The sequence below is a fragment of the Ruegeria sp. HKCCA5839 genome (assembly GCF_013035585.1).
Lineage (GTDB): Bacteria > Pseudomonadota > Alphaproteobacteria > Rhodobacterales > Rhodobacteraceae > Ruegeria.
The window spans coordinates 365,545-387,309 of sequence record NZ_WQIE01000003.1 but is presented as its reverse complement, the minus strand read 5'-3'; the positions used below and the strand labels follow the sequence as shown (position 1 = coordinate 387,309).

The 21,765-nt window shown below is 58.6% G+C and carries 25 protein-coding genes; all 25 read right to left on the bottom strand.

The window, feature by feature from the left end; all coding sequences use genetic code 11:
* Positions 1–4 precede the first annotated feature (4 nt).
* Positions 5–1,549: an NADH-quinone oxidoreductase subunit M gene (locus GOV38_RS11485; protein WP_171209748.1), complete on the bottom strand. Its 1,545-nt coding sequence runs from the start codon at positions 1,547–1,549 to the stop codon at positions 5–7.
* The gene (gene nuoL, locus GOV38_RS11480; protein ID WP_171209749.1) at positions 1,549–3,723 is read right to left on the bottom strand and encodes an NADH-quinone oxidoreductase subunit L; all 2,175 of its coding nucleotides are present in this window, start codon (positions 3,721–3,723) and stop codon (positions 1,549–1,551) included. Before nuoL ends, GOV38_RS11485 begins: the two co-directional genes overlap by 1 nt.
* Positions 3,724–3,730: 7 nt before the next feature.
* Positions 3,731–4,036, bottom strand: coding sequence for an NADH-quinone oxidoreductase subunit NuoK (gene nuoK, locus GOV38_RS11475; protein ID WP_005984024.1), 306 nt, complete (start codon positions 4,034–4,036; stop codon positions 3,731–3,733).
* Between the two features lie 541 nt (positions 4,037–4,577).
* Complete coding sequence (locus GOV38_RS11470) at positions 4,578–5,180, bottom strand: NADH-quinone oxidoreductase subunit J (RefSeq protein WP_171096968.1); 603 nt, start codon at positions 5,178–5,180, stop codon at positions 4,578–4,580.
* The gene (locus tag GOV38_RS11465) at positions 5,177–5,587 is read right to left on the bottom strand and encodes a carboxymuconolactone decarboxylase family protein (RefSeq protein WP_171096966.1); all 411 of its coding nucleotides are present in this window, start codon (positions 5,585–5,587) and stop codon (positions 5,177–5,179) included. The genes GOV38_RS11470 and GOV38_RS11465 overlap by 4 nt, the downstream gene beginning before the upstream one ends.
* On the bottom strand, positions 5,584–6,078 hold the full coding sequence (nuoI, locus tag GOV38_RS11460; protein ID WP_170570317.1) for an NADH-quinone oxidoreductase subunit NuoI: 495 nt from the start codon (positions 6,076–6,078) through the stop codon (positions 5,584–5,586). Before nuoI ends, GOV38_RS11465 begins: the two co-directional genes overlap by 4 nt.
* A gap of 1 nt (position 6,079) precedes the next feature.
* Positions 6,080–7,117 carry an NADH-quinone oxidoreductase subunit NuoH gene (gene nuoH, locus GOV38_RS11455; RefSeq protein ID WP_171209750.1) on the bottom strand — a complete coding sequence of 346 codons (1,038 nt, stop codon included), beginning with the start codon at positions 7,115–7,117 and terminating at the stop codon, positions 6,080–6,082.
* Positions 7,118–7,321: 204 nt separating this feature from the next.
* A complete protein-coding gene (nuoG, locus tag GOV38_RS11450; RefSeq protein ID WP_171209751.1) occupies positions 7,322–9,343 on the bottom strand; it encodes an NADH-quinone oxidoreductase subunit NuoG in 2,022 nt (673 codons plus the stop codon).
* A gap of 5 nt (positions 9,344–9,348) precedes the next feature.
* Entirely contained in the window at positions 9,349–9,855 is a 507-nt protein-coding gene (locus GOV38_RS11445) for a DUF5333 domain-containing protein (RefSeq protein WP_254430617.1), read from the bottom strand.
* A 388-nt stretch (positions 9,856–10,243) separates the two neighbouring features.
* Entirely contained in the window at positions 10,244–10,660 is a 417-nt protein-coding gene (locus tag GOV38_RS11440; protein ID WP_171213006.1) for an MAPEG family protein, read from the bottom strand.
* A gap of 4 nt (positions 10,661–10,664) precedes the next feature.
* On the bottom strand, positions 10,665–11,963 hold the full coding sequence (gene nuoF / locus GOV38_RS11435; RefSeq protein WP_171128157.1) for an NADH-quinone oxidoreductase subunit NuoF: 1,299 nt from the start codon (positions 11,961–11,963) through the stop codon (positions 10,665–10,667).
* Positions 11,964–11,975: 12 nt separating this feature from the next.
* A complete protein-coding gene (locus GOV38_RS11430) occupies positions 11,976–12,194 on the bottom strand; it encodes a DUF5337 domain-containing protein (RefSeq protein WP_171096957.1) in 219 nt (72 codons plus the stop codon).
* Between the two features lie 32 nt (positions 12,195–12,226).
* A complete protein-coding gene (gene nuoE, locus GOV38_RS11425; protein ID WP_171209753.1) occupies positions 12,227–13,318 on the bottom strand; it encodes an NADH-quinone oxidoreductase subunit NuoE in 1,092 nt (363 codons plus the stop codon).
* A gap of 268 nt (positions 13,319–13,586) precedes the next feature.
* Positions 13,587–14,810 (bottom strand): NADH-quinone oxidoreductase subunit D, encoded by a 1,224-nt coding sequence (locus GOV38_RS11420; protein WP_171209754.1) that lies wholly within the window; start codon positions 14,808–14,810, stop codon positions 13,587–13,589.
* Positions 14,810–14,935, bottom strand: a complete 126-nt coding sequence (locus GOV38_RS22470) for a hypothetical protein (protein ID WP_256368659.1) — start codon at positions 14,933–14,935, stop codon at positions 14,810–14,812. Before GOV38_RS22470 ends, GOV38_RS11420 begins: the two co-directional genes overlap by 1 nt.
* A 1-nt stretch (position 14,936) precedes the next feature.
* Positions 14,937–15,110 carry a hypothetical protein gene (locus GOV38_RS11415; protein WP_171128149.1) on the bottom strand — a complete coding sequence of 58 codons (174 nt, stop codon included), beginning with the start codon at positions 15,108–15,110 and terminating at the stop codon, positions 14,937–14,939.
* Complete coding sequence (locus GOV38_RS11410; protein ID WP_171128147.1) at positions 15,110–15,715, bottom strand: NADH-quinone oxidoreductase subunit C; 606 nt, start codon at positions 15,713–15,715, stop codon at positions 15,110–15,112. The genes GOV38_RS11415 and GOV38_RS11410 overlap by 1 nt, the downstream gene beginning before the upstream one ends.
* Positions 15,708–16,034: an antibiotic biosynthesis monooxygenase gene (locus tag GOV38_RS11405; protein ID WP_171128145.1), complete on the bottom strand. Its 327-nt coding sequence runs from the start codon at positions 16,032–16,034 to the stop codon at positions 15,708–15,710. The genes GOV38_RS11410 and GOV38_RS11405 overlap by 8 nt, the downstream gene beginning before the upstream one ends.
* Positions 16,031–16,564, bottom strand: coding sequence for an NADH-quinone oxidoreductase subunit B family protein (locus GOV38_RS11400; RefSeq protein WP_010442777.1), 534 nt, complete (start codon positions 16,562–16,564; stop codon positions 16,031–16,033). The genes GOV38_RS11405 and GOV38_RS11400 overlap by 4 nt, the downstream gene beginning before the upstream one ends.
* On the bottom strand, positions 16,555–16,920 hold the full coding sequence (locus GOV38_RS11395; RefSeq protein ID WP_170768082.1) for an NADH-quinone oxidoreductase subunit A: 366 nt from the start codon (positions 16,918–16,920) through the stop codon (positions 16,555–16,557). Before GOV38_RS11395 ends, GOV38_RS11400 begins: the two co-directional genes overlap by 10 nt.
* Positions 16,921–17,102: 182 nt before the next feature.
* Positions 17,103–17,879: a crotonase/enoyl-CoA hydratase family protein gene (locus GOV38_RS11390; RefSeq protein ID WP_174838845.1), complete on the bottom strand. Its 777-nt coding sequence runs from the start codon at positions 17,877–17,879 to the stop codon at positions 17,103–17,105.
* A complete protein-coding gene (locus GOV38_RS11385) occupies positions 17,866–18,405 on the bottom strand; it encodes an AAA family ATPase (RefSeq protein ID WP_171209755.1) in 540 nt (179 codons plus the stop codon). The genes GOV38_RS11390 and GOV38_RS11385 overlap by 14 nt, the downstream gene beginning before the upstream one ends.
* On the bottom strand, positions 18,405–19,259 hold the full coding sequence (locus GOV38_RS11380; RefSeq protein ID WP_171209756.1) for a hydroxymethylglutaryl-CoA lyase: 855 nt from the start codon (positions 19,257–19,259) through the stop codon (positions 18,405–18,407). Before GOV38_RS11380 ends, GOV38_RS11385 begins: the two co-directional genes overlap by 1 nt.
* A 77-nt stretch (positions 19,260–19,336) precedes the next feature.
* The gene (locus GOV38_RS11375) at positions 19,337–21,268 is read right to left on the bottom strand and encodes an acetyl/propionyl/methylcrotonyl-CoA carboxylase subunit alpha (protein WP_171209757.1); all 1,932 of its coding nucleotides are present in this window, start codon (positions 21,266–21,268) and stop codon (positions 19,337–19,339) included.
* Positions 21,258–21,764, bottom strand: coding sequence for an O-acetyl-ADP-ribose deacetylase (locus GOV38_RS11370; RefSeq protein WP_171209758.1), 507 nt, complete (start codon positions 21,762–21,764; stop codon positions 21,258–21,260). The genes GOV38_RS11375 and GOV38_RS11370 overlap by 11 nt, the downstream gene beginning before the upstream one ends.
* Position 21,765 lies beyond the last annotated feature (1 nt).

Below are 21,765 nucleotides of genomic sequence, written 5' to 3'. Positions count from 1 at the left end.
CTCCTTAATGCGATGCGGCGGTCTGGGTCGCGGCCTCTGCCGCGGTCAGAGCCGTGTCATAGTTCGAAATCAGGGCCGCCGTGGAATTTCCGATCACATCGGTGACCAGCGACGGGTAAACCCCCAGCAGGATCGTCATCACGATCAAAGGCGCAAAGATCAGCCGCTCACGCGCGCTCATGTCGGTGATGGACTTGAGGCTTTCCTTGATCAGGTCACCAAAGACGACCCGGCGATAAAGCCACAGAGCATAGCCCGCCGAAAAGATCACCCCGGTCGCGGCCACCGCTGTCACCCAGGTGTTCACCTGAAACGCGCCCATAAGGGTAAGGAATTCGCCGATGAAGCCGGACGTGCCCGGAAGGCCGACATTTGCCATGGTGAACAGCATGAAGACCAGCGCGTAGGCAGGCATCCGAATGACTAGACCGCCATAAGCGTCGATGTCACGCGTATGCATCCGGTCATAGATGACGCCCACACACAGGAAGAGTGCTGCCGAGATGAACCCGTGGCTGATCATCTGGAAGATCGCGCCGTCAATGCCCTGCTGGTTTGCTGCAAAGATGCCCATTGTGACAAAGCCCATATGCGCGACCGAGGAATATGCGATCAGCTTTTTCATATCCTCCTGCACCAATGCGACCAGCGAGGTGTAGACCACCGCGATGGCCGACATCCACAGCACCAGATCAGTCATCACCGCAGAGCCCACAGGGAACATCGGCAGGCTGAACCGCAAGAAGCCATAGCCGCCCATTTTCAGCAGAATCGCCGCAAGCACAACCGAGCCCGCTGTGGGGGCTTGCACGTGCGCATCCGGCAGCCAGGTGTGAACCGGCCACATTGGCATTTTCACCGCGAAGGACGCGAAGAAAGCCAGGAACATTAGGGTCTGCATGCCGCCCACGATATACACGCCCAGAACGCTGAACCCATCAGACGAGAACTGATGGCTCATCAGCGCCTCGATATCCGTGGTGCCCGCATCGGCATACATCGCAACCATCGCCACCAGCATGAGAACGGAACCGAGGAAAGTATAGAGGAAGAACTTGAAGCTGGCATAGATCCGGTTCGCCCCACCCCAGATACCGATGATCAGGAACATCGGGATCAGGCCTGCCTCGAAGAACAGATAGAACAGCACCAGATCCAGCGCCATGAACACGCCCAGCATCAGCGTTTCCAGCAACAGGAAGGCGATCATGTATTCCTTGACACGGTCGGTAACCTGCCAGCTGGCCAGAATGGTCAGCGGCATGATGAAGGTGGTCAGCAGCACAAACAGGATGCTGATACCGTCCACACCCATCTTGTATTTCAGACCCAAAAGCCACTCGGCCTCTTCCACCATCTGAAACCCGGTGTTGGACGGGTCAAAGCCGGTATAAATGCCAATCGACACAAAAAAGGTCACGGTGGTGGCAAGCAACGCGATCCACTTCGCGTTTCGCTGGGCCGCCGCGTCGTTCCCATGCAGGAACAGCGCCATCAGACCTGCCGCAATCGCAGGAATGAAAGTGACCATGGAGAGGATATTATCCATTAGTTCGCGCCCCCGCCGATAGACATCCAGGTGATCAGGGCCGCGATGCCCAAGACCATCCAGAAGGCGTAAGTAAAGATATAGCCGGTCTGCGCCTTGCCTGCGAGGCGGGTGAAGAAGGGCACAACACCCATCGCAATCCCGTTTAGGAACCCGTCGATCGTGTTGCCATCGCCGCGTTTCCAGAAGAACCGCCCAATCGCCACAGTGGGTTTGACAAAGATCGCGTCATAGATCTCGTCAAAATACCACTTGTTCAGCAGGAACAGATAAAGCGGTCGCTGGTTCGCCGCCAGACGTGCGGGCAGAGAGGTGTTCACGATATAGAACCAATAGGCCACGACAAAGCCCAGCAGCATGGCCACAAAGGGCGAGACCTTGACCCATTTCGGAACCGCGTGCGCATCATCCAGCACGGTATTGTCCGGCGCCATATAGAGCGCGCCTTCCCCCGGTTCTCCGGCAAACACATAATGATGGTCGCCATGGGCGTCTTTCTCACCATGACCTTCTGCGCCATGTCCCTCATCGGCATGACTGTCATCTGCGTGGGCGTCATCGCCGTGATGGGCGTCTGCGGTTCCATCTTCCTCATGCGCGGCATGCGTATCAGCGGAGTGGCCTTCACCATGCTCTGACGCTTCCGCCACCGGGATGCCATAGAACTTGCCGACCTTGTCGGTGTGACCAAAGAAACTGTTATACCAGATCATCCCGGCAAACACCGCACCCAGAGACAAAACGCCCAGCGGGATCAGCATGACCTTTGGGCTTTCATGCGCGTGATCATGCGTGTGGTTGTCGCCGCGCGGCTCTCCATAGAAGGTCAGGAAGATCAGACGCCAGCTGTAGAACGAGGTGAACACCGCCGCGATCACCAGCATCCAGAAGGCATAGCCGGTGCCACCGGCAAAGGCGCTTTCGATAATGGCGTCTTTCGACAGGAAGCCTGCAAATCCAAAGGTGGTTAGCGGGATCCCAACACCGGTGATGGCCAGCGTGCCGATCATCATCGCCCAGAACGTATAGGGGATCTTTTTGCGCAGCCCGCCATACTCGGTCATCTCTTGCTCGTGATGCATCGCGTGGATCACAGAACCGGCGCCAAGGAACAGCAAGGCCTTAAAGAACGCGTGCGTCAGCAGGTGGAACATCGCCGCCGAATACATGCCAACGCCAGCCGCCACGAACATGTAGCCCAGCTGCGAACAGGTCGAATAGGCGATGACGCGTTTGATGTCGGTTTGTACCAGACCTACGGTCGCGGCAAAGAAGGCAGTCGAGGCTCCAAGGAAGGTGATGAACCCGGTCGCGCCCGGCGCGAACTCCATCAGAGGCGACATGCGGCAGACCAGGAAAACACCTGCCGTCACCATGGTCGCGGCGTGGATCAGGGCTGACACAGGCGTCGGGCCCTCCATCGCGTCCGGCAGCCAGGTGTGCAGGATCAACTGCGCCGACTTGCCCATCGCACCGATGAACAGCAGCACGCAGATCACCTCAACCGCGTTCCATTCCCCCCAGAGGAAATGCAGCTGCGTCTCCGACAGGGTCGAGGCCGACGCAAAGATATCCGAGAAGTTGATGCTATCGGTCAGCAGGAAGATCGCGAAGATCCCCAGCGCAAAGCCAAAGTCACCGACCCGGTTGACAATGAACGCTTTCATCGCCGCCGCATTGGCACTGGGTTTGCGATAGTAGAACCCGATCAGCAAGTAGGATGCGACGCCCACGCCTTCCCAGCCAAAGAACATCTGCACCAGATTATCCGCCGTCACCAGCATCAACATCGCGAAGGTGAAGAACGATAGATAGGCAAAGAAACGCGGCTTATAGCTCTCACCCTCGCGCCATTGCGGGTCGTGATCCATGTAGCCGAAGGAATAAAGGTGTACGAGCGCCGAGACGGTTGTCACCACGATCAGCATAATCGCGGTCAACCGGTCCAGACGAATGGCCCAGCTTGTCGAGAGCGTGCCGCTTTCGATCCAGCGCAGGATCTCGATCTGTTGCGTCTGGCCATCGAAACCGAGGAACACGATCCACGACAGTAGACAGGCCAGAAACAACAGACCCGTGGCCGTCCACATGGCGGCTTTCTCGCCAATGAACTTCCAGCCAAACCCGCAGATCAGCGCGCCCACCAGCGGGGCAAAGAGGATGGTGGTTTCCATAGTGCTCTTAGCCCTTCATCATATTGACGTCTTCAACCGCGATGGTGCCGCGGTTGCGGAAGAAGCAGACCAGAATGGCCAGACCAATCGCCGCCTCAGCCGCCGCAACGGTCAGCACAAACAGCGTAAACACCTGCCCGACCAGATCGCCCAGGAAGCTGGAAAACGCCACGAGGTTGATATTCACTGCCAGCAGCATCAGTTCGATACTCATCAGCAGGATGATGACGTTCTTGCGGTTCAGGAAGAGACCGAAGATGCCGATGACGAACAGCGTCGCCGCGACCGTAAGATAGTGTTCAAGTCCGATCATAGCTTCGCTCCTGGCGAGTCGGGATAGTGGAGTTTGCAGCCGCAGGCGGGGCTAGGCCTCCGATTAAAGGGAAGGTTTTTTAGCCGGTCCGAGATCGTCTCGGATTTCGTCCTAATCCCGTGTTTCTTTGCCGCTTCAGCAAGTTGCGACAGGGAAGAGGACTGGGACATCTCCAACAATCCATCAGGACCATCAAAACATGAAACTGTGCTTACCGGAACGGTAAGAGGCAGGCCACCACAAAGCGTTCCAGAGAACACAAGTGCCTCGCCAGTCTCACAATCAGCAACCCATAATTCCTGAGTGCTGCCACATGTTAAATCAGTGATCCGCTGAGCAACCAGCGAGCCCGCAAACCCAGTCACAGGCCCACCTTCCAGCGGCGATTTCCACGACCCCGCATTTTCAAATTCGCAACGCTCACCGACAGACAGTGGCTCTCTTCCTAGCCCATCCAAGAACCAATTGGGCAAGGCGCATTCCGCCTGCGCGGCACTGGCTGAGACAATAGCGACCATGCCGAGTATGACGTGGGTGAACCTCACAACCCCTGCCCCGGTTTCACGTCCTTCAGCTCCATCGCCTTGGCCGGGTCGCGCATCATTTGGCCGACGATGTCCTGACGCTTGATGTCCTGACGGTGGCGCAGGGTCAACACGATGGCGCCGATCATGGCGACCAGCAGGATCAGGCCCGCCAGTTGGAACAGAAGGAAATATTGATCGTAAAGGATGACACCCAGCGCCTCGGTGTTGTGGCGGTCCACCGGGACTGGCTGGGCCAGATTGGCCTCAACCCCTTGGGCGCTGTCCCAGGCTCCGAAGGCCATGACAAACTGCATCAGGATGACCAGGCCGATCAGCAGGGCCAATGGCATATAGCGCGCCATCTCGGCCTTGAGCTCGGCAAAATCCACGTCCAGCATCATCACGACGAACAGGAACAGAACCGCGACCGCGCCGACATAGACGATGATCAGCAGCATCGCCACGAACTCGGCCCCCAGCAGAACAAACAGCCCCGCCGAGGACAGGAAGGCCAGGATCAGCCACAGCACCGAGTGCACCGGTTGACGGCTGATCACCGTGAACAGCCCGCCGGTAATGGCGCTGATGGCAAACAGATAGAAGGCAAAGACGGTCATTGATCCTCATCCTCGTTATCGCCCAGAACCTCTTGCGCCAGATCCAGCGCGCGGGTCATGGCCGGGATGCCGGCAAAGACCGACATCTGACCGATCGTTTCCACGATCTCTTGTTTCTTGGCCCCTGCCTCGAGCGCGTGGCGGACAGTCTGGCGCACGGCAGTGTCGGCCTGCGCGCCCTGACAGGTCAGCCCGGCCAGCGTCAGCAGCAAGCGGGTCTTGGCATCCAGACCGTCGGGGTTGACGGTGTTGCCGAACATCATCTCCATGACCTCTTTGGGCATGGTCGGCCACAGCGCCTCGAACCCTTTGGGCGAGAAGCTCTCCATCGCCGGGTTCATCGCCTTGGCCATATCCTGCGCCTGACGCATCATCAGCTCGAACGGGTTTAAGGGCGCGTCAGTCATCTGTAGGGCGCGTCCAGTTCCAGGTTGCGAGCGATCTCGGCTTCCCAGCGCTCGCCGTTATCCAGCAGCTTTTCCTTGTCGTAGAACAGCTCTTCCCGGGTTTCCGTCGCGAATTCGAAATTCGGGCCTTCGACGATAGCATCGACCGGGCAGGCCTCTTGGCAGAAGCCGCAATAGATGCATTTGGTCATGTCGATGTCATAACGCGTGGTGCGGCGCGAGCCGTCCTCGCGTGGCTCGGCGTCGATGGTGATAGCCTGCGCAGGGCAAATCGCCTCACAGAGTTTGCAGGCAATGCAGCGCTCTTCACCATTCGGATAACGGCGCAGGGCATGTTCTCCGCGGAACCGAGGGCTCAGCGGGCCCTTTTCATGCGGATAGTTCACGGTAGCCTTGGGGGCAAAGAAATACTTCAGCCCCAGTTTCATGCCGACCCAGAAATCTTGCAGCAGGAAATACTTGGCAGCGCGGGTGTAGTCGATTTGGGTCATATCAGCCTCCTACGCTCCAACGGGCAAACGAGCCCCAGAACCAGTCGAACCTTGCCGCGAAGGCTACAAACACCACCCAGGCCAGCGAGAAGGGCAGGAAGACTTTCCAGCCCAGCCGCATCAGCTGGTCATAGCGGTAGCGGGGCGTGATCGCCTTGACCATCGCGAAGAGGAAGAAGAAGAACGCCATTTTGGCAACCATCCACAGCACGCCGTCGGGCAGGCCCGGGATCGGCGACAGCCAGCCGCCGAAGAACAGCAGTGTAGTCAGCGCGCACATCAGGAAGATGGCAATGTATTCGCCAGCCATGAACAGCAGGAATGGCGTGGCCGAGTATTCGACCTGGTAGCCGGCCACCAGTTCCGATTCCGCCTCGGGCAGGTCGAACGGAGGCCGGTTGGTTTCAGCCAGCGCCGAGATGAAGAACAGGAAGACCATCGGGAAATGCGGCAGCCAGTACCAGCTGAAGAACCCGAACCGGCCATCTTGCGCCTCGACAATCGCGCCGAAATTCATCGAGCCGGTCGAGATGATGACGCCGATGATGATCAGACCGATGGAGACTTCATAGGAAATCATCTGCGCCGCCGAGCGCAACGAACCCAAGAACGGGTACTTTGAGTTCGACGCCCAACCACCCATAATCACGCCATAAACTTCTAATGAGGAGATGGCGAAGACATAGAGGATCGCGACGTTGATGTCCGACAGCACCCAGCCATCGTTCAGCGGGATCACCGCCCAGGCGACCATGGCCAGCACAAACGAGGTGAGCGGCGCGAGGATGAACACGGTACGGTCAGCACCTGCCGGGATCACCACCTCTTTGACCACATATTTCAGCGCATCAGCCACGGTTTGCAGCAGGCCATAGGCACCTACCACGTTCGGACCCCGGCGCATCTGTACGGCGGCCCAGATCTTGCGGTCACCATAGACAAGGAACAACAGCGAAATCATCACAAAGGCCACAACCGCAAGCACTTGCGCCAGGACGATGAGGGCTATTCCGCCCGGGGTGTTAAAGAATTCAGCCATTGGTCCTCACACCGTGGGTATTCCGTTTTCCGCGCGCGATGCAAAGGCTATGTGCCTGCGCATATTGCGGCTGGGTCGGCGCGTTGGTGTAAACAGCATCTGTTCCCCGTGCGCTACCCTTTTTCTTTGGTTTCACGCGCAAATTTTGCGCGACATCGGGCCCGAAACCCGCCGCGCTCAGATGCGATATGAAACCGGTTTGTATCATTCTGCCGCGATCTTTTGAGATTTCAGCGCTTGCGCCTGTGCCGATAGCTCGGCCATCAGTTGCGAGGCCCGCGCGATCGGGTTGGTCAGATAGAAATCCGTGATGGCATAGCGGAAGCTGGCTTCGCCGAATGTTCCGGCCTCAAGCGCTTGAACCTCGTTTTCGATAACCTCATCAATACGGGCCAGATGCGGCACGGCCTCGATCAGCGCGCTGCGCAGTTGGGCCAGAGAATCATAGGGCAGTGTCGCGCCCAGCTCGGCGGACAAAGCCCGCAGGATGGCCCAGTTTTCCTTGGCCTCGCCCGGTGCAAACCCGGCGCGCATGGCCAGTTGCGGACGGCCTTCGGTGTTTACGAACAAACCGTTTTCCTCGGTATAGGCCGCACCCGGCAGGATCACATCTGCGCGATGCGCGCCCCGGTCGCCATGGCTGCCCTGATAGATGACAAAAGCGCCCTCACCGATCTCGACCTCATCCGCGCCGAGGTTATAGATCACGTCTGCCGCATTAGTGGCGTCCATACCGTCTGCGTTGGTGGCATCGACATCCATGGCGCCGACACGACCAGCGGCGGTGTGCAGGACGATTAAACCGCTTTCCGTGTTGGCAGCAATGGTTTGCGCTGCGGCAAGAACCGCCGCCCCGTCGGCCTCTTGCAATGCGCCTTGGCCGATGATCACCAGCGACGGCTTGCCCATGATCTCTTCATCACCGCCCATATCGACAACCTGTTGCAGCGCAGCTCGGTCGTCACCCATATGGTGATAGGCGTAGGTCAGATCGACGGCGGGACCCACCAAGGCCACTTCAGCCCCATGCGCCCACGCCTTTCGGATCCGCGCGTTCAGCACCGGAGCCTCTTCGCGCGGGTTGGTTCCGATCAGCAGAATACGCTCGGCGCTGTCGATGTCCTCAATCGCTGCGGTCCCGGCATAGGCCGCACGGTTGCCCGCAGGCAGTTTGGCCCCATCGGTGCGGCACTCGACAACACCGCCCTGCCCCTCGATCATCTGTTTCAACGCAAAAGCAGCCTCGACCGGGGCCAGATCGCCCACAATGCCCGCCGGTTTTTCGGCCCCTTTCAGCGCCTCAGCGGCCTTGCCCAACGCCTCAGCCCACGACGCTGGGCGCAGTTTGCCGTTTTCCCGCACATAGGGCTTGTCCAAACGCTGACGGCGAAGGCCATCCCAGACAAAGCGGGTTTTGTCGCTGATCCATTCCTCGTTCACACCGTCATGGTTGCGCGGCAGAAAACGCATCACCTCGCGCCCTTTGGTATCGACCCGGATGTTCGACCCCAATGCATCCATCACATCGATGCTCTCGGTCTTGGTCAGCTCCCACGGGCGAGCGGTAAAGGCATAGGGCTTCGAGGTCAGCGCACCCACCGGGCACAAATCAATGATGTTGCCCTGAAGGTTCGATTGCAGCGTCTGGTTCAGATACGAGGTGATCTCGGCATCTTCACCGCGCCCGGTCTGACCCATTTGGGTGATCCCTGCGACTTCGGTGGTGAAACGCACACAGCGGGTGCAGCTGATGCAGCGGGTCATCGCGGTGCCCACCAGAGGCCCCAGATCCAGATCATCCACCGCGCGCTTTGCCTCTTTGAAGCGCGACCCCGAGACGCCATAGGCCATCGCCTGATCTTGCAGATCGCACTCACCGCCCTGGTCGCAAATCGGACAATCCAGCGGGTGGTTGATCAGCAGGAACTCCATCACCCCTTCTCGGGCCTTCTTGACCATAGGAGAGTTCGTCTTGACCACCGGCGGTTGTCCTTCCGGCCCCGGTCGCAAATCACGAACTTGCATCGCACAGGACGCCGCAGGTTTCGGCGGGCCGCCCACGACCTCAACCAGACACATCCGGCAGTTGCCGGCGATCGAAAGACGTTCATGATAGCAGAAACGCGGCACTTCGATCCCGGCCTCTTCGCAGGCCTGGATCAAGGTCATTGCACCATCGACTTCGATTTCCTGCCCGTCGATATTGATCTTGCGGAGGTCAGACATGGCTTTCACTTCGCCTTCAAATACACGCCTATGGCGCTGTTTCTTTGGATTTCCTTCTGCCCCAAGGCGCAGAATGAATTCGGTTTTTCATAGGTAACGCCGTTATCGGCAAGATAGGCTTCGCCCTTGGCGCGCATCCGATCCTTTTCGGCATCCGATTCAACATAGGACCGGATCTCGCTGTCCGAGTACCCAAGTTTGTTGGCTTTCGAGCGCAAACTCCACAACACACTGATTGCTTTCAAACGGCGACCACTGATTGTGGGACAGTACTCAGAAATCTCGTTTGCGACCGCGATATAGTACAGCTCGTTGTCTATTTCCGACACGTCGCGCAAGGGCGGTTTCGCATCAGCTGCGGCAGGAACGACCATCGCTGCCGACAAGGCAACTATTTTCAATACAGACATGACATATCCCTTCGTCTTGGAACCTCCAAGACGGGGCTGCTCGGCACTGCTATGCAATAGCAGCGGCTGGCCAGAGGCCGGATATGTCAATGAAACGCTCATGGTCGTTGGCAACGCCCCACAAAGGTCAGTTTGTCGTTTTCGACCTGAAGCTGCTCAGTGTCCGGCCCGACGCTCCAGTCGATGCGCGATGATCCGAAGTTGCGAATGCAGAACCGGATTCCTTCGTGTCTGCCCGCCTCTCGCGCACCATCAAAAGATTTCGAAACACCATTGACCGTTACGCTGAACGCTGCGGGCTCAGTCCGTTTGGCTGTTTGTTTAGCGCTGGCACGAAAGACATGACCATCGAAAGCAACGCGTTCGGCTGATGATTTGATCGTGCTGCCGCATCCGGCGATCATAGAAACGGCAACAAGCGTGGCTAAAACACCCGCACGTCCAAATCGGCTGTGGCCCTCGAAACAGTTATGACGTTCCGATCGCACCATCAGAACGCCGCCACCAGCGTCATGATGCCAATCACGAACATGCACGCCCAGCCCAATACATAAAGAACCGAGCGCAAGCCGCTGTTCGGGCTGCCAATTCCGCGAATATGTACGATCAGCATCACCAGCCGCGCGACCAGCGCGACCGAGGCCAGCAGGTTCACCCAAAACGGGCTTGCCGCCAACAGGATCGCCGCAAAGGTGACCGCAGCAAAGGCCGGAAGCGTTTCGGTTCCGTTCAGATAGGCCCGGTTCAACCGATAGGCTTTGTCTGAATAATCCTGTTCGGGTGTGTCCCCCGGAGCCAGACCTTTGCTTTGCTTGGCCAGCGCCGTGAAGGGCGCCATGAACAAAACGATCAGGGTGAAGATCACCACCGAGGCAATCGCGTGTCCGTATTCTGCAAAGACATCCATCGTTTTACTCCGCCGCCATTGCGCCCATGCGACCCGATTTCTGAGCCTTGATCCGGTCTTCGATCTCTTCGCGGAAGTTGCGGATCAGGCCCTGGATCGGCCAGGCCGCCGCGTCGCCCAGGGCACAGATTGTGTGGCCTTCGACCTGCTTGGTCACGTCAAACAACATGTCGATCTCTTCCAACTCGGCCTCGCCACGGACCAAACGGTCCATCACGCGCATCATCCAGCCGGTGCCCTCGCGACACGGAGTACACTGGCCGCAGCTTTCGTGCTTGTAGAACTTCGACAGCCGCCAGATCGCCTTGATGATGTCGGTAGATTTGTCCATCACGATCACCGCAGCTGTCCCCAGGCCAGATCCCAGATCGTTGCGCAGATAGTCGAAATCCATGATCGCATCGCGCATGTTTTCACCCCGCACGCAAGGCACCGACGATCCCCCCGGGATCACAGCAAGCAGATTGTCCCAGCCGCCCCGAATGCCACCGCAATGAGTCTCGATCAGTTCTTCAAAAGACAGCGACATCGCCTCTTCGACAACGCAGGGGTTGTTCACATGACCCGAGATCGCAAAGAGCTTGGTGCCTGCGTTGTTCTGACGACCAAAGCCTGCAAACCAATCCGCACCACGGCGCAGGATAGTAGGTACAACGGCGATGGATTCCACATTGTTCACAGTGGTCGGACACCCATACAGCCCCGCCCCTGCCGGGAACGGAGGCTTCATGCGCGGCATGCCCTTTTTGCCCTCAAGGCTTTCGATCAGCGCGGTTTCCTCACCGCAGATATAAGCCCCGGCCCCGTGATGCAGGAACAGGTCGAAATCCCAGCCCGAACCGGCGGCGTTCTTGCCCAGAAGCCCTGCGTCATAAGCCTCGTCAATCGCGGCCTGCAGCGCCTCACGCTCGCGGATATATTCGCCGCGCAGATAGATATAGCAGGTATGCGCATTCATTGCGAAAGAGGCGATCAGACAGCCTTCGATCAGTGTATGCGGATCATGGCGCATGATTTCGCGGTCTTTGCAGGTGCCGGGCTCGGATTCGTCGGCGTTCACCACCAGATAAGATGGACGCCCATCGCTTTCTTTGGGCATGAACGACCATTTCAGCCCAGTCGGAAAGCCCGCACCGCCGCGACCACGCAGCCCCGAATCCTTCATCGTCTGAATGATCCAGTCGCGGCCCTTTTCGATCAGGCCAGCAGTGCCGTCCCAATGCCCCCGGGCCTGCGCGCCGCGCAGAGTACGCTCGTGCATCCCGTAGATGTTGGTAAAGATCCGGTCCTGATCCTTCAGCATCGCGTGTTACCTTCAGCTGTCCTGACGCATGCGCCAGAGTTGAAAAATGTTGACGCCCGCATAAATGAACCCCGCCAGCGCGGCGAAATCAAAAAGCAGTGCATAGCGGCCCGGCAGACCCAACTGCGGACCAATAAAGGACATGGCAAGCCAAAGCAGCATCGTCACCGCGATTACGATACCGATATGGCGACCCTTGCGGGCTATGGCCTGTTCCTTGTCCTTATCCATCTCATCCCGACGCCCCGGATGGGCATCCTGTCTTAGTCTTCGTAAGTGCCGTCTTTCTTGGCACGTTTGGCAAACTCGGTCTCTTCCCCAGCGGCCAGTTTCGCCGCCTGGTCAATCCAGCCGTCACGCTCGATCCGGCCCTTGAACTTGAGGCGGCTGTCGACCCAGGCCACCTGTTCCGGTGTCCAGGCCGCGATCTGGTCAAAGTGGTAAAAGCCCAAAGCGTTCAGCGTCTGTTCAAGCTTTGGCCCGACGCCTTTCAACATCTTGAGGTCATCTGCCTTGCCATCCCGCGCTGCGGTCAATGCCTCAGGCTGCGCCTCTTTCGCCTCTTGCGCCTGTTTCACCGCAGGTTTTGCAGGTGCAGGCGCTTTGGGTGGTTTCGGTGCCGATTTGGTCGCGGCTGCCTTGCCATCCTTGTCCAGCCACGGGGTCAGGATCGGTACCTCGGTCCCGTCGATGCGCTTGACGGTGTCACCCAGATCGGTCGCCAGCGCAACACTGGCATTGTATTGCGGTTTGCCCGCATCATGGTCGGTCAGGCTGGTCAGCCCGCTTTTCGGCTCTGCCGCATAGCGCCCGTTCTGAGGGCCCGGGGTCGGAACCTGACCGGCGGCCAGAGCGTCAATGATCTTGCCAAAACTCTCAGCCGTCAGATCTTCGTAATAATCCTTGCCGATCTGCGCCATCGGCGCGTTGGCGCAGGAACCCAGGCATTCCACCTCTTCCCAGCTCAACTTGCCATCGGCAGACAGCGCATGCGGCTTGGCGGCGATCTTGTCCTTGCAGACCGCAATCAGATCCTCGGCCCCGCAAATCATGCAGGACGTCGTGCCACAGACCTGAATATGCGCCACAGAACCCACCGGTTGCAGTTGGAACATGAAATAGAAAGAGGCCACCTCAAGCACGCGGATATAGGCCATGCCCAGCATGTCAGCGACAGATTCAATCGCCGGGCGGGTCAACCACCCCTCCTGCTCCTGCGCGCGCCACAGCAGAGGGATCACCGCGCTGGCCTGACGGCCTTCGGGATATTTGGTAATCTGCGCTTCGGCCCATTGCTGGTTGGCAGCGGTGAAGGCGAAGGTATCGGGTTGTTCGGGGTGAAGACGGCGGAGCATTACGTATACCCATTAAATTTGATTATGTCGCGAAAACAGTGCTCACACACCAGCTGCGCTTCGAGCTTTTCTTCAGCCTCACCGGCCCATTCTTCACCAGCTGAAAGATAACGCTGGTGACATTCGTGACACCATCCACACGGCTCGGGCTTATCTGCGTCTGTCCAATAAAATGAAGACACGCTCCCATGCCTGAACGCTTCCAACGCGTGCGAGCAGACATATGCTGCGCCAGCATGACCATGTTGAGAGCATTGGATCTGCGTGCTCACCGATCAATCTCCCCGAACACAACGTCCATTGTCCCGATGATTGCAGCGACATCGGCCAGTTGGTGGCCTTTCGCGACATGGTCCATGGCTTGCAGATGCAGGAACCCGGGCGCGCGCAGTTTGGCGCGGTAGGGTTTGTTGGTACCGTCGGCGACCAGATAGACGCCGAACTCGCCCTTGGGGGCCTCGACGGCCGCGTAAACCTCGCCTGCGGGCACGTGGAACCCTTCGGTATAGAGCTTGAAGTGATGGATCAGGCTCTCCATCGAGGTTTTCATGTCCGAGCGTTTCGGCGGGGTGATCTTGCCACGGGCCAGCACGTCGCCGGGACAGTCGCGGATTTTGGCGATCGCCTGACGGATGATCAGCAGCGACTGGCGCATCTCTTCCATGCGCACCAGATAGCGGTCATAGCAGTCGCCGTTTTTGCCGACGGGGATCTGGAACTCGAACTCGTCATAGCATTCATAGGGCTGCGCGCGGCGCAGATCCCAGGCCAGACCCGAGCCACGGACCATCACGCCCGAGAAGCCGTATTTCTGGATGTCATCCTCGGTCACCACGCCGATATCGGCGTTACGCTGTTTGAAGATGCGGTTTTCGGTCAGCAAACCGTCGATATCATCCAGCACAGACGGGAATTCGTGGCTCCATGCCTCGATATCATCCAGCAGTTCGGGCGGCAGGTCCTGATGGACACCACCGGGGCGGAAATAGGCGGCGTGCAGGCGGGCGCCGCAGGCACGCTCATAGAACACCATCAGTTTTTCGCGCTCTTCGAATCCCCAAAGAGGCGGTGTCAGCGCGCCGACATCCATCGCTTGCGTTGTCACGTTCAGCAGGTGGTTCAGGATGCGCCCGATCTCGGAATACAGCACCCGGATCAGCGAACCCCGGCGCGGCACTTCCACACCGGTCAGCTTTTCGATGGCCAGACACCAGGCATGTTCCTGGTTCATCGGCGCGACGTAATCCAGCCGGTCGAAATAGGGCAGGTTTTGCAGGTACGTCCGGCTTTCCATCAGCTTTTCAGTGCCCCGATGCAGCAAGCCGATATGCGGATCGCAGCGCTCGACGATCTCACCGTCCAGTTCAAGCACCAAACGCAGAACACCATGCGCCGCAGGGTGTTGCGGGCCGAAGTTGATGTTGAAGTTGCGGATCTTCTGCTCGCCGCTCAGCGCGTCGGTGCTGCCGTCATCATATCTTGAGCCGTCCATCAACGCCCCCGTTTCTTCTTTTTCGCCTCAGTCCGAACCCGGACCTTTTCAGCGTCTTGTGCCTTGGCTGCCGCCCCGGCAAGCAGAACACCCAATGCGCCCAGTATGATCAGTTCCCCCAACATCTCAGCGACGCTCCAATTCCTGCAATTTCAGACCAACCCACCACAGCAGCGCGATGGTGCCAAACGGGATAAGGCAGAGCAGAGACCAATATTTGTTGATCCCGAAAAAGGGCAGGATCTTCAACATCGGAATGATGGTCAGCGCTGAAAGGATCAGCCACCAGATACTGCCCATTACTCTGCCTCCTGTTTCTCATCCCCCGGCAGAATGTAATTCGCGCCTTCCCAAGGGGACATGAAATCAAACTGACGGTATTCCTGCACCAGCGACACAGGCTCATAGACCACGCGCTTTTGCGCCTCGTCATAGCGGACTTCGGTATAGCCGGTGGTCGGGAAATCCTTGCGCAGCGGATAGCCGCGGAACCCGTAATCGGTCAGGATCCGACGCAGGTCCGGGTGGCCCGAGAACAGGATGCCGAACATGTCAAACACCTCACGCTCAAACCAGTTGGCCGAGGGGTGAACATCCACGATCGAGGGTACCATATCCTCTTCGCGCACCGAAACCCGCAGGCGGATGCGCTGGTTCTGGTACATCGACAGGAAGTGGTAAACCACATCGAACCGCTTGGCCCGTTCGGGGTAATCAACACCGGTGATGTCCACCAAGGTCGAGAATTTGCAAGCCTGATCGGATTTCAGGAATTCGACGAATTCCACCAGGTTCGACGGGGCCACATCCACGTTCAGTTCGCCATGGGTCACGTCCCAGGACAGAACGCAATCGGTCCGCTTCAGCTCAAGCTGCGCGCCGAGTTCTTTGAGTGCTTCACTCATTGCGTCCCTCCTGAAGAACTTCGTCATAAAATGTCGCTTCGGCATCGTATGACTTGAAAAACTTCGCCATGAAGTCAGGCATGACCGTCTTTTCGGCGTTTTGGCCAGCGTAAGCCACGATAGCCGCCATATCGCGCCATTTTGTCAGCACGACAACGTGACACGGATCCTGCTCCCGTCTGACCAAGAACGAAACCGACAAGAACCCGTCCAACGCGCGCATTGCAGGCAAAGCTCGGGCACGGAATGTTTCGACCCAGCCCGGAACATCGTCCCGAGCAACAACGGCTTCCCAGCGCCTGACGACAGCAGCACTCATCTGACAATCGTCCCGGTTCGGCGGATTTTGCGCTGCAACTGCATCAGCCCATAAAGCAGCGCCTCAGCCGTGGGGGGGCAGCCAGGGACATAGATATCCACGGGCACAACGCGGTCGCAGCCACGCACGACCGAGTAGGAATAGTGGTAATACCCGCCCCCATTGGCGCAGGATCCCATCGAGATCACATAGCGCGGCTCGGGCATCTGGTCATAGACCTTGCGCAGCGCAGGCGCCATCTTGTTGGTCAACGTTCCGGCCACGATCATCACGTCCGACTGACGCGGGGACGCACGTGGCGCGATGCCAAATCGTTCAGCGTCATAACGAGGCATCGAGGTGTGCATCATCTCAACCGCGCAACACGCCAGACCAAAGGTCATCCAGTGCAGCGACCCGGTGCGGGCCCAATTGATGATGTCCTCGGTTGAGGTCAGCAGAAACCCTTTGTCCTGCAACTCGGCGTTCAGGGCCTGGGTGGCGACTTCCTTGTCGACGCCAGCGGTGTTTGCACCCGTCATCACTCCCATTCCAGGGCCCCCTTCTTCCATTCATAGGCAAAGCCAATGGTCAGAACACCCAAGAACACCATCATCGACCAGAAGCCGACATCGCTGATGTCGCGGAAGCCAACGGCCCAGGGGAACAGGAAGGCGATTTCCAGATCAAAGATGATGAAGAGAATCGACACCAGATAGAACCTGACGTCGAATTTCATCCGCGCATCGTCGAACGCGTTGAAACCACATTCATATGCGCTGACCTTTTCGGGGTCGGGATTGCGGACAGCCAGCACCACAGCGGCAAGAATCAGGACGATTCCAAGACCAATGGCCACGGCCAGAAACACCAGAATCGGGAGGTACTCCCGCAGCAGGTCTTCCACGTATAGCTCCTTTCCTGCGCTTGTCCCGAAAGGGCGCGCCGTCAATTGGCGATTTGACAGGACATTCTCTATCCCTGTGGGGTCAGAGGGTCAACTCAACACAACCCCGCAGCGCGGGATTGTTACAGATGTTAAGCTGAGGCCGTTTGCAGCGCTGGATATTCAGACTTGATCAACCGGTGTTACGTCCAGCCAGGTTTTCTTTTGTCGAAAAAAGCAGCGATTCCTTCCTGCGCCTCTTCGGTTTCCCATCGGGACACAAGCTGTTGAATGGTGTGGTCAATCACCGCATCATCAATGGTCGGGCCAAGCGACCGGACCAAGGCCTTGGCCGAGGCAACCGCACCCGGTGCGCAGGACAGATAGGGCTGAACCTCGGCCTCAATGGCCTCGGCCAACGCCTCTGCCGGTACGGCGCGTGCCAACAAGCCCAGTTCCACCGCTTCTGCCGCATCAAACAGACGGGCCGACATGAAAACGCGGCGCGCCCGTGCTTCGCCCATACGTGCGATCACATAGGGGCCAATCGTGGCCGGGATCAGGCCCAGGCGCGTCTCGGTCAATCCCATCCTCAGGCTAACCACCCCAATGGCCACGTCGCAGACCGAAGCCATCCCAACCCCACCACCAAAAGCATTGCCCTGCACCGCTCCGATCAGAGGCTTGGGTAGAATGTTCAGCGCATTCAGCATCTCGGCCAGCTTGCGGGCTTCGACAAACCGGGTCCGGGCGTCAGCCTCCATCTGTGCCTGCATCCAGCTCAAATCACCACCTGCGCAAAAGCTCTTGCCCTGCGCGGCCAGAACCACAACGCGCACGGTATCATCGCTGGCCAGCCGATTGGCGGCCTCGGTCAATTCCGCGATCATCTGCGCCGACAGCGCGTTGTGCTTTTCCGGGCGCGCCAGGGTCAATGTTGCGACGCCACGGGGATCGACAGATAATTCAAGGGTTTCCAAAACTTTTCTCCGCTTCCAGGTCCTGATCGACCGCCGCACGGATCAGCGCGACGGTTTGCGCGACAGACAACCGCGCCGTGTCGATATGGAGTGATGCATTTGGCAAGGGGTCATATTCGCGTTTCAAAACGTCAGACCATGTGGGCCCAACCCAGCCTTCAAGATCCACGCGCCGCTCTTCCAACCGTGAGCGATGTGTCTGCGGGTCGGAACAGGTGAATTCAATATCCAAAAACCGCGCTCCTGTCTGCGTTGCCACGTCGCGCCAAGCCCCACGCGTCAGCGCAATGGGGTTCACACAATCAGCAATCACATCATAGCCCTGTTGCAACGCCCCCGCCGCAATGGCTTGTGCCGCCGCATATCCCCCATCAGCAAGATCCGAGACCTGCATATGCGATGATCTCATGGCAGCTTCGATCTGATCTATCCACAACCACAACGCCCCGGTTTCTTGCGCCAGACCTCGCGCAATCGTGGTCTTTCCCACCCCGGGCAAGCCTGTGAAACTTATCAGAACAGGCATCAACCGCCTCGCATCGCCCGCGCCATTTCGGCAGCCCGTTCCAGAACCGAAGCATTCAACCCGGTCTCGTACCCCAACCGGTCCAGATGCGCGGCAACCGCTTCGGTCGCGACGTTCCCTGCCGCGCCGGGCGCGTAAGGACAGCCGCCCAACCCGCCCACCGCCGCATCAAACACGCGCACGCCCAGCGCCAGAGAGGCATCGATATTGTCGATGGCCCGCCCGTTCGTGTCATGGAAATGTCCCGCAAGCCGCGTCACTGGCACCCTTTCCCGCACGGCCAGCAACATATGCGCGATGGTATCCGGCGTCCCTTTTCCAATCGTATCGCCTAGCGAAATCTCATAGCACCCATGCGCGAATAAGGTATCCGCCACCTCGGCAACCTTCTCGGGTGGGGTCGGCCCGTCATAGGGGCAATCCGTCACGCAAGACACATAGCCGCGAACCGGCAGATCAATATGCCGCGCGGCCTCAAGGATCGGCACGAACCGCTCGATGGATTCGGCGATAGTTGCGTTGATATTGGCTTTCGAGAACCCCTCGGAAGCCGAAGCAAATACCGCAATCTCATCGGCTTGTGCGGCCAAAGCGTCTTCGTATCCGCGCATATTCGGTGTCAACGCAGCATAGCGCACGCCATCCGCGCGTTTGACCCCGGCCAAAACCTCGGCGCTGCCCGCCATCTGAGGCACCCATTTCGGAGAGACAAAGCTGGCGACCTCAATCCGGTTGAACCCCGCTTGGCTCAGGCAATCCACCAGTGCGATCTTCTCGGCAACCGGAATATCGCGCTTTTCGTTTTGAAGCCCATCCCGCGGCCCAACTTCAAAGATTTCGACGCGTTCACCCATGGCTTCACCTTCCCTGCTTCTTCTCGTTCCAAATACGGATGGCGCGACAGTGACACGCCAAGCGCGTTTCGAACAGCTTAAGCCTCCTCCAACCGAACCAGCGCCGCACCTGCCTCGACCTGAGCACCCGCGTCTGCCAGCACCTCGGCCACCACACCATCGCGGGCAGCCAGCAGGGAATGCTCCATCTTCATGGCTTCCAGAATGGCCAAACGGTCGCCTTCCTTCACTGCCTGCCCCGCCGTGGCAAAGACGGCTTTGACCAGACCGGGCATCGGCGCTTCGATCACATTGGTATCGCCTGCAGCGCTGGCATCGCGATCCAGAGGGTCGACAATCTCGAACACCTGCCCATAATCGTCGAACACGGTGATCCTGGATCCCGCCACCGAGACATTAGGCATAAGCTGTCCATTTATGACCCATCCCGCACCTTGGCGCAGCACGTCAAGCCGGTCACTGCCGATGGTCCAAACCTGCCGAACAGGGCCTTCGACCTGAACGTCCAGATCGATAAACTCGCCTTCACGTATCAATTGCACCGCCCGATGCAGTGAGCCCCACAGAGTGAACCCGGTCTCAGGGCCGGTTTCCGTCAAACCAAGCGCCGTCATAGCCGCAGCAACCGCCGAAGCATTGCTCACCGGGGCCTCTTGCACCAGATCATCCAGATCGCGCCCAATCAGGCCCGTGTCAACGTCGCCTGCAGCAAACCCGTTATGCCGGGTCAGCGCCCCCAGAAAGGCAAGGTTGGTCACGGTTCCGGCTACCTCTGTCCGGCGCAGTGCCCGGTGCAGGCTTTCCAACGCAACCGCGCGCGTCGGACCATGCACCACAACCTTGGCAATCATCGGATCATACCAGGGGCTGATCGTGTCACCCGAGCGCACACCGCTATCGGCGCGGCATTCCGGTGGAAAACGCAAATGGGTCAGCGTTCCGGTCGCGGGCAGAAAGCCCTTGGGTACGTCCTCGGCATACAGCCGTGCCTCGAACGCATGACCGTTGATTTCAAGTTCGCTTTGCTGCTTGGGCAGGCTTTCTCCGGCCGCCACGCGCAATTGCCACTCGACCAAATCGACGCCGGTGATCGCCTCGGTCACCGGATGTTCGACCTGCAATCGCGTGTTCATCTCCATGAACCAGAACCGATCCGGCCGCAGCCCGTCCGAGGCATCAACGATGAACTCAACCGTGCCTGCACCCTTATACCCAATAGCCTCAGCCGCGCGCACACCCGCCCGCCCCATGGCCGCGCGCATCTCATCGGTCATGCCGGGCGCCGGAGCTTCTTCGATCACCTTCTGATGTCGCCGCTGCAACGAACAATCGCGTTCGAACAAATGCACGGCATGGGTGCCATCACCAAAGATCTGCACCTCGATATGGCGCGGCTTCGTGACGAATTTCTCGACCAACACCGCATCGTTGCCGAAGGCCGTCTTGGCCTCGCCCCGCGCGCTGTCCAAGGCAGCCAAAAAATCCTCGGGCCGCTCAACCAGTCGCATCCCCTTGCCGCCACCGCCCGCGACCGCCTTGATCAGAACAGGGTAACCAATCGACGCGGCCTCACCCGCCAAATGTACGGCATGCTGGTTATCCCCATGATAGCCGGGCACCACCGGCACACCCGCCTCTTCCATCAACGCCTTGGCCGCATCCTTGAGCCCCATCTGCCGGATCGCCTGCGCCGAAGGTCCAATGAATGTCAGCCCTGCGGCCTCAACAGCCTCAACGAAATCGGGGTTCTCGGACAGGAACCCATAGCCTGGATGGATCCCCTGCGCGCCCGACTGCAGCGCGGCCTGAATGATCACATCACCTTTAAGATAACTCTCAGCCGGAGCCGCCCCTCCGATATGCACTGCCTCATCAGCCATCTGCACATGTTTGGCTTCCGCATCCGCATCAGAATAAACGGCCACACAGGAAACCCCCATCTTCTGAGCCGTCTCCATAACCCGACACGCAATCTCGCCACGGTTGGCAATCAGAATTTTATTGAACATTATTTTTTTTCCAATTCTTAATTGCGTTATTCAGATGTCGTTCAGTGCGCGCATCGAGCGCAACAAGGTTTACTTCAAGGTGGCTATCAGCGACCGCGTTCACTGCGGCCTCGGCTGCCTTGTCATGCGGAAACCCGTATGCACCTGTGGAGATTGCCGGAAAAGCAATACTCTGACACTCATGGGCGCTCGCGAGCCTTAGACAATTGGCGTAGCAGCGAGCCAACAGATCAATTTCGCCAGATTCTCCGCCGCGCCAAATCGGACCTACTGTATGGATGACGATGCGTGCCGGAAGATTGTAAGCTCCGGTTACCTTAGCCTCGCCAGTCTCGCATCCTCGGAGTTCACGGCACTCTTCAAGCAATTTTGGCCCGGCTGCGCGGTGAATAGCGCCATCCACACCTCCTCCACCCAACAAAGAACGGTTGGCAGCATTCACAATCGCGTCCACCCGCAATTGCGTGATGTCGGATTTGACAATCTGAAAACCCATG